The organism is Sphingomonas sp. P2_B6 (assembly GCF_056404755.1).
On record NZ_JBFUDK010000025.1, the window covers coordinates 44,972 to 53,440 of the forward strand.

Consider the following 8,469-nt stretch of genomic DNA (forward strand, 5'->3'; position numbering starts at 1 on the left):
ACCCCGGAACAAGTCCGGGGTGACGGCAGAGATTTCGGCATCCGCCTTTCCTTCATCCTCGATCGGGACTGATCCATGTCCGCACCAACCTCCATCTTCACCGCGAGCCTGGTCGTCCCGGCGATCGGCGACTCGTTCAAGAAGCTCGATCCGCGCCAGCTGATCAGGAACCCGGTGATGTTCACCACCGCCGTCGTGGCGACCCTGCTCACCGTGCTGCTGGTCATCGGCGGCGAGCCGCTCAGCTTCGGCTTCCAGATCCAGCTTATCGTCTGGCTATGGCTGACCGTGCTGTTCGGCACCTTTGCCGAGGCGCTGGCCGAGGGCAGGGGCCGCGCCCAGGCTGCCTCGCTCCGCGCGACCAAGGCCGATCTCAAGGCCAAGCGGCTGCTCGGCGTCGGCGAGACCTATGAGATCGCCTTTGCCACCCAACTCGAAAAGGGTGATCTCGTCCTGGTCGAGACCGGCGACCTGATCCCCGCTGACGGCGAAGTCGTCGAAGGCGTCGCCTCGGTCAACGAAGCCGCGATCACCGGCGAAAGTGCGCCGGTGATCCGCGAGGCAGGTGGCGACCGTTCGGCCGTGACGGCGGGTACCCGCGTCATCTCGGACAGGATCAAGGTCCGCATCACCCAGGAGCCGGGGCACGGCTTCCTCGATCGCATGATCGCGCTGGTCGAGGGTGCGGAGCGGCAGAAGACGCCGAACGAGATCGCGCTGACCATCCTGCTCGTCGGCCTGACGATCATCTTCCTGATCGCGGTCGCCACCATTCCGGGCTTCGCTTCCTATGCGGGCGGCGGCGTGCCGGTGGCGATCCTCGCGGCGCTGCTGATCACCCTCATCCCGACGACCATCGCCGCGCTGCTCTCGGCGATCGGCATTGCGGGCATGGACCGGCTGATGCGCTTCAACGTGCTTGCCAAATCGGGTCGCGCGGTCGAGGCGGCGGGCGATATCGACGTGCTGCTGCTCGACAAGACCGGCACCATCACCATCGGCGACCGCCAGGCGAGCCAGTTCGTGCCCGTGGGCGGGATCGACATCGATACGCTGGCGAGCGCTGCGTCGCTGGCGAGCCTCGCCGACGAAACGCCCGAGGGCCGCTCCATCGTCGTGCTGGCTCGCGAGCGCCATGCCGTCCCGACCCGCACCATGCCGGCCGATGCGGAAATCATCCCCTTCACCGCGCAGACGCGCGTGTCGGGCATCATCACCGGGGGCAGCACGATCCGCAAAGGTGCGGTGGATGCGATCCTGCGGGCCGATCCGGGGCTGGGCAACACCCCCGTCGCGGCCGAACTGCGCCGCGTGACCGAGGAGATCGCCCGGTCCGGCGCGACGCCGCTCGCGGTGTCGCGGGACGGCAAGCTGCTCGGCGCGATCGCGCTGAAGGACGTGGTCAAGGCCGGCATCCGCGAGCGCTTCGGCGAGTTGCGCCAGATGGGCATCCGCACGGTGATGATCACCGGCGACAACCCGCTGACCGCCGCCGCCATCGCCGCCGAGGCGGGGGTGGACGATTTTCTCGCCGAGGCGACGCCAGAGGACAAGCTCGCGCTGATCCGCAAGGAGCAGCAGGGCGGGCGGCTGGTCGCGATGTGCGGCGACGGCACCAACGACGCACCGGCGCTGGCTCAGGCCGATGTCGGCGTGGCGATGAACACCGGCACCCAGGCAGCGCGCGAGGCCGGCAACATGGTCGATCTCGACAGCGATCCGACCAAGCTGATCGAGGTCGTCGGCCTCGGCAAGCAGCTGCTGATGACCCGCGGCGCACTGACCACTTTCTCGGTGGCGAACGATGTGGCGAAATATTTCGCGATCATCCCGGCGATGTTCGTCGCGCTCTATCCGGGGCTTGGCGTGCTCAACGTGATGGGGCTGGCGACGCCGGAATCGGCGATCCTGTCGGCGATCATCTTCAACGCGCTGATCATCCCGATGCTGGTGCCGCTGGCGCTGAAGGGCGTGACGTATCGGCCGATGCCGGCCGGGCCGCTGCTGGCGCGTAACCTCGCCGTTTATGGGCTGGGTGGGCTGCTGGCGCCGTTCGTCGGGATCAAGCTGATCGATCTCGCCGTCACCGCCCTGCACCTCGCCTAGCCCTTCTTGTGTCCTCGCGAAGGCGGGGACCCAGTCTGGGCTCCCGCCTTCGCGGGAGCACATAAGGAACTGAAGACATGCTCACCGACCTGAAATCCGCCCTCCGCCCCGCCTTCGCGCTGACCATTGGCTATGCGCTGCTACTGGGTCTCGCTTATCCCCTCGCGCTCACCGGCGTCGGCCAGGCGCTGTTCCCCGCCCAGGCGAACGGCAGCCTGATCACCGAGAACGGCAAGATCATCGGCTCCGAGCTGATCGGCCAGGGCTTTTCCGGCGACCGCTATTTCCATGGCCGCCCCTCTGCGGCGGGCAAGGGCTATGATGCCAGCGCGTCGTCGGGCTCGAACCTCGGCCCGGCATCCCAGGCGCTGGCCGACCGGGTCAAGGCCGATGTCGCCGCCAACCCCCCTTCACCAGGAAGCAACAGGGTCCCCCCCGATCTGGTGACGTCCTCCGCCTCGGGGCTCGACCCCCATATCAGCCCCGAGGCGGCTTTTTATCAGGTGGACCGCGTCGCGAAGGCGCGGGGGCTCACACCCGGTGACGTGCGCGTGCTGGTCGAGGCACAGGCCGAGCATCCGCTGCTCGGTTTCCTCGGCGAGCCACGCGTGAACGTGCTGGCGCTAAACCGGGCGCTCGACCGCGCGGCGGCGCGGCCGTAACAAGGGGCATGCCGATCGCCGCCAAGGTCCTGATCGTCGAGGACGACGCGCATATCCGCCGGTTGCTGCGCGTCGCCGCCGAACGCGCCGGCTACAAGGCCGGGGAGGCGGCGACGGCCCGGGAAGGGCTGTCGCTGCTCGATATCGACAAGCCCCATATGGTGCTGCTCGATCTCGGCCTGCCCGACCGCGACGGGCTCGAGCTGATCCAGTTGATCAAGGCGCGCGGCGCGACCCTGATCGTCGTCTCGGCGCGCGAGGATACCGCCGAGAAGGTCGCGGCGCTCGATCTCGGCGCCGACGATTATCTGACCAAGCCGTTCGACACCGAGGAACTGCTTGCCCGCATCCGCACGGCACTGCGCCACCGGCTCGCCGACCAGACGGCACAGCCGGTGGTGACGATCGGGGAAGTGACGATCGATCTCGACAGCCGCCGCGTGCTGCGGGCAGGGGAGGAGGTCCATCTCTCGCCCAAGGAATATGGCGTGCTGGCCGAACTGGCGCGGCGGCCCGACCGGATCGTCGGCCATGCGCAACTGCTCCGCGACGTGTGGGGACCCGCGCATGAAAGCCGGGTGGAGTATCTGCGTATCGTCATTCGCAACCTGCGCCAGAAGCTGGAGCCGGACCCCGCGCAGCCGACGATCATTCGCAACGAGATCGGCGTGGGGTATCGGTTGACCGGCGCGGCCTAGTCGAGGCGTTCGGGCACTCCCGAAAATCAATGACATTGCGCGCCGCGCCGCCGCCGATCATGTAGCGCGCGCGGCCTAAAGCCCCTAGGTGGGCCGTTGCGCCTCCGAATCATATAGGATGTGCCAAGATCATTCACGGACGAGGATAGTTGCCGGTGCGTCGCTTTTACGGTCTCCCTCTTGTTGCCCTGTTGCTTCCCGTTCCGGCGCTCGCGCAGCAGGCCACGCCTGACGCCACCAACCCAGCCGATATCGTCGTCCTCGGCTCCGGCCTGCCGCTCCCGCCCGGTACGCCCGCTTATGGCTCCGTGGTGATCGACCGCGACCGGCTGACCAACGACGCGTCGGGCCGGGTCGAGGATGTGCTGGCCGATGTCGCCGGGCTGCAGCAATTCCGCCGGTCGGACAGCCGCTCGGCCAATCCGTCGGCACAGGGCGTGACGTTGCGCGCGCTGGGCGGCAACGCCTCGAGCCGGGCACTGGTGCTGCTGGACGGTGTGCCGCTGGCCGATCCGTTCTTCGGTTACATCCCGTTCAACGCGCTGGTCGGCGATCGCTTCTCGGGCGTGCGCATCACACGCGGCGGCGGCGCGGGCGCGTTCGGCGCGGGCGCCGTCGCCGGGACGGTCGAGCTGGCCAGCGCGACGCGGGCCGACCTGCCGCTCCTGGCGGGCAGCGCCTTTTACGGCAGCTATGATTCGCAGAACGTCACGGCCAGCCTGACTCCCGATTTGGGCGGCGGGTTCGTGTCCGTCTCGGGCAAGTGGGAACGCAGCGACGGCTATCGCACCACGCCCGATTCGCAGCGCACGCCCGCCGATTCGCGCGCGCGGTTCGAGGATTGGTCGGGCGGTGTCCGCGCGGTCGTCCCGGTCGATGCCGAGACCGAGATCCAGGCGCGGGGCCTCGTGTTCCGCGACAACCGCACCTTGCGCTTCAAGGGCGCCGACAGCAGCTCGGAAGGGCAGGATGCCAGCATCCGTCTGGTCCATCGCGGCGACTGGGCAATCGATGCGCTGGCCTATGTCCAGGCGCGCAACTTCACCAACAAGGTGATCAGCGCGACCAGTTTCAAGCTGACGCTCGACCAGCGCAATACGCCGTCTACCGGCCTGGGCGGCAAGATCGAGGTGCGGCCCCCGATCGGCGCCGACCATGTGCTCCGCGTCGGTGTCGATGCGCGGCTTGCGGATGGCGAGCTGTATGAGGACGCGTACGCCGCCAGCGGTGCCGTCACCACGCGCCGCAACGCGGGCGGTAACAGCAGCACCATCGGCGCCTTTATCGAGGACGACTGGACGATCGGCCATCTCGTGCTGACCGGTGGCGTGCGCGGCGACCGCTGGACCTTGACCAACGGCTTCATCCGCGAGCTTTCCGGGGCCGGCGCGACCACCAAGGACAACCGCTTCGCCGATCGCGACGGGTTCGAGGCGACCGGCCGGGTCGGGGCGCTCTATCATGTGACCAGCGCGGTCGCGCTGCGGGCGGCGGGGTATACCGGCTTCCGGTTGCCGACGCTCAACGAACTGTACCGCCCCTTCCAGGTCTTTCCGATCCTGACTCAGGCCAATGAAAATCTGGGTCTGGAGAAGCTGAAAGGGGTCGAGGGGGGCATCGACCTGACGCCGGCGCCGGGCATCTCGATCGGACTGACCGGCTTCTACAACCGGCTCGACAATGCCATCGCCAATGTGACGATCGGCACGAACCTGCGCCAGCGCCAGAATGTCGATGCGATCGTCGCAAAGGGGATCGAGGTCACCGCCGGTCTTCGCCACGGTGCGGTGTCGCTCGACGGCTCCTATGCGCTCAGCGACAGCCATGTCCGTGCGTCGGGCGCCTCGGCCGCCCTCAACGGCCTGATCCCGGCGCAGAGCCCGCAGCATGCGGCGAGCGCCACCCTGGCATGGGAGCCCAAGGCCGGTCCCTCCTTCTCGACCACCGTCCGTTATGTCGGCAAGCAATATGAGGACGATCTGCAGACCGGCGTGCTGCCGGCGGCGACGACGGTAGACGCGGTCGCCCGGCTGCCGATCGGCCGGCATTTCACCATCGTGGCGCGCGCGGAGAATCTGTTCGACGAGACGGTCATCACGCGCAACGCAGGCGGATCGATGGACCTCGGCACGCCACGCACGCTGTGGATCGGCGTGAAGTTCGGCAGCTAAATCCAACTATCACCTGTTCCCTCGATAAAAGGTGCGGAACAGGCCCGGGCCTTCGATATCTCCAGTCATGAGAAAGAGCCGGTCGAGGCAAGACAATCGCCGCAAGGCTATAGTGACATGCGCGGACCAGATTTAAATCGATCTGTCCGCCCGCCGGCGGTTCAGGCAGCTGTCGCGGCCACCGCGGCCAGCACCGCCTCGGCATATTCGGGGCGGCAGATCAGCAGATCGGGGAGAAGGGGATCGGCGCAATTATAGACGAGCGGGCTGCCGTCGATGCGCGAGGCATGCAGGCCGGCCGCCAGCGCGACTGCGACCGGCGCGCAATTGTCCCATTCATATTGACCGCCGGCGTGGAGATAGATTTCGGCCTGGCCGTCGACCACCGCCATCGCCTTCGCGCCCGCCGAGCCCATCGGCACCAGCTCGGCGCCGAGCGTCTCCGCCACCTGCTGGACGATTGCATGCGCGCGGGTGCGGCTGACCACCATGCGCGGGCGGACGGGGAGCGGGGGCCAGACGGGCGGCGCGTCATCGGTGACGAATATGCGGTGCGCCGCGGGCAGGGCGACGGCGCCGGTCACCGGCGCCCCATCGATCGCCAGGCCGATATGGACAGCCCAATCCTCGCGTCGTTCGCCGAACTCGCGTGTGCCGTCGAGCGGATCGACGATCCAGACGCGGCTGGCGGCGCAGCGCGTGCGGTCGTCGGCGGCCTCTTCCGACAGGACGAAGTCGTCGGGACGGTCGGCATGAAGCAGGTCGAGGATCAGGGCATTGGCTTCGGCATCGCCGCGCCGCTTGAGATCCGCATCAATGCAATTGCCGGCGGCGCACAGCTCGCGCAGCAGGGCGGCCGCCTGGAGCGCGACCGACCGGGCGACTTCAGCGTCGGTCACAGATCGGGGCTCCAGACGCCCATGATATGCTCGACGATCCGCTCCGCTGCCGCCTCGGGGCTTTCGCGCGTCGTGTCGATCCGGACCTCGGGCCGCTCGGGCGCCTCATAGGGGCTGGAGATGCCGGTGAAATGGGCGATCTCGCCGCTCCGCGCCTTGGCGTAGAGGCCCTTCACGTCGCGCTTCTCCGCCTCGGCGAGCGGGGTGTCGACGAAGATCTCGACGAACTCGCCATGCGGCAGCATCGATCGCACCAGCTCGCGCTCGGCGCGGAAAGGCGAGATGAACGCCGTCAGCACGATCAGCCCGGCATCGGCCATCAGCTTGGCGACCTCGCCGATGCGGCGGACATTCTCGATCCGATCGGTATCGGTGAAGCCGAGATCCTTGTTGAGGCCATGCCGTATATTGTCGCCGTCGAGCAGGAAGCTGTGGCGGCCGAGCGCGTGGAGCTTCTTCTCGACCAGATTGGCGATGGTCGACTTGCCCGAGCCTGAGAGGCCGGTGAACCACAGGACCTTCGGGTGCTGACCCTTTTGCGCGGCATGCGCCTCGCGGGTCACGTCGATCGCCTGCCAATGCACGTTCTGCGCGCGGCGGAGCGAATAGGTCAGCATGCCCGCCGCGACCGTGGCGTTAGTCGCGCGGTCGATCAGGATGAAACCGCCGAGATCGGCGCTTTCGTCGAACGCCTCGAAGACGATCGGCCGGTCGGTGTAAAGCTGGGCGACACCGATATCGTTGAGGCCCAAGGTCTTCACCGACAGCTCGGCGAGCGTGTTGATGTCGACGGCATAATCGGGCGGCTGGACGGTCGCGCCGACCGTCTGGGTGCCGATCTTCATCCAATAGGTGCGGCCGGGGAGGAGCTGGTCCTCGGCCATCCAGACGATCGTCGCCTTGAACTGGTCGGCGACCTCGGGCGGGGACGATGCGGTGGCGATCACGTCGCCGCGCGAGCAGTCGACTTCGTCCGTGAGGGTGAGCGTCACCGATTGGCCGGCGACGGCCTGGTCGAGATCGCCATCCATGGTGACGATCCGGGCGACCTTGCTGGTCTTGCCCGAGGGCAGGATGCGCACGGCATCGCCGGGGCGCACCACGCCCGAGGCGATCATGCCGGCAAAGCCGCGGAAATCGAGATCGGGGCGGTTGACCCATTGCACCGGCAGGCGGAACGCACGGTCCTGCGCGGCGTCGGTGCCGAGCGGCACGGTTTCGAGATGCTCGATCAGCGAAGGGCCGGTGTACCAGTCCATCGCGTCGGAGCGCGACGCGATATTGTCGCCGGCGAGACCGGAGAGCGGGATGGCGGTGAAGTTTTCGATGCCGATCGAGTCGGCAAAGGCGCGATAGTCCTCGACGATCGCGTCGAAGGTCGCCTGATCATAGCCGACCAGGTCCATCTTGTTCACCGCGAGCACGATGTGCCGGATACCGAGCAGGTTGACGAGATAGGAGTGGCGGCGCGTTTGGGTGAGCACGCCTTTGCGCGCGTCGATCAGGATCGCGGCGAGATCGGCGGTTGACGCGCCGGTGACCATGTTGCGCGTGTATTGCTCATGGCCGGGCGTGTCGGCGACGATGAACTTGCGTTTCTCGGTGGCGAAGAAGCGATAGGCGACGTCGATGGTGATGCCYTGCTCGCGCTCGGCGKCGAGGCCGTCGACSAGMAGSGCGAAGTCGATATTCTGGCCCTGGGTGCCGACTCGCTTGCTGTCCGCCTCGAGCGCGGCGAGCTGATCCTCGAAGATCATCTTCGAATCGTAGAGCAGGCGGCCGATCAGGGTGGACTTGCCGTCGTCGACCGAGCCGCAGGTGATGAACCGGAGCAGCGACTTGTTCTGGTGGAGGGTGAGATAGGCGTCGATGTCGGAGGCGATGAGGGCGTCGGTTTCATAACTCCCCTCCCGCTCGCGGGAGGGGTTGGGGG

Annotated in this window: 6 protein-coding genes; 4 read left to right on the forward strand and 2 right to left on the reverse strand. The window is 67.5% G+C overall.

From position 1 onward, the window contains the following. Positions 1–75: 75 nt before the first annotated feature. From kdpB to AC1DX5_RS23240, 4 genes are all read left to right on the forward strand, one after another. Positions 76–2,106: a potassium-transporting ATPase subunit KdpB gene (gene kdpB, locus AC1DX5_RS23225; protein WP_478017621.1), complete on the forward strand. Its 2,031-nt coding sequence runs from the start codon at positions 76–78 to the stop codon at positions 2,104–2,106. A gap of 77 nt (positions 2,107–2,183) precedes the next feature. Further along, the gene (gene kdpC, locus AC1DX5_RS23230) at positions 2,184–2,768 is read left to right on the forward strand and encodes a potassium-transporting ATPase subunit KdpC (RefSeq protein ID WP_478017623.1); all 585 of its coding nucleotides are present in this window, start codon (positions 2,184–2,186) and stop codon (positions 2,766–2,768) included. Between the two features lie 8 nt (positions 2,769–2,776). Beyond that, a complete protein-coding gene (locus AC1DX5_RS23235) occupies positions 2,777–3,466 on the forward strand; it encodes a response regulator (protein WP_478017625.1) in 690 nt (229 codons plus the stop codon). A gap of 155 nt (positions 3,467–3,621) precedes the next feature. After that, positions 3,622–5,637 (forward strand): TonB-dependent receptor plug domain-containing protein, encoded by a 2,016-nt coding sequence (locus AC1DX5_RS23240; RefSeq protein WP_478017628.1) that lies wholly within the window; start codon positions 3,622–3,624, stop codon positions 5,635–5,637. Positions 5,638–5,798: 161 nt separating this feature from the next. Here AC1DX5_RS23240 and AC1DX5_RS23245 read toward each other — a convergent pair whose 3' ends face one another. Beyond that, complete coding sequence (locus AC1DX5_RS23245; RefSeq protein WP_478017630.1) at positions 5,799–6,536, reverse strand: 3'(2'),5'-bisphosphate nucleotidase CysQ; 738 nt, start codon at positions 6,534–6,536, stop codon at positions 5,799–5,801. Beyond that, on the reverse strand, positions 6,533–8,419 hold the full coding sequence (cysN, locus tag AC1DX5_RS23250) for a sulfate adenylyltransferase subunit CysN (RefSeq protein WP_478017632.1): 1,887 nt from the start codon (positions 8,417–8,419) through the stop codon (positions 6,533–6,535). Before cysN ends, AC1DX5_RS23245 begins: the two co-directional genes overlap by 4 nt. Positions 8,420–8,469: the final 50 nt, after the last annotated feature.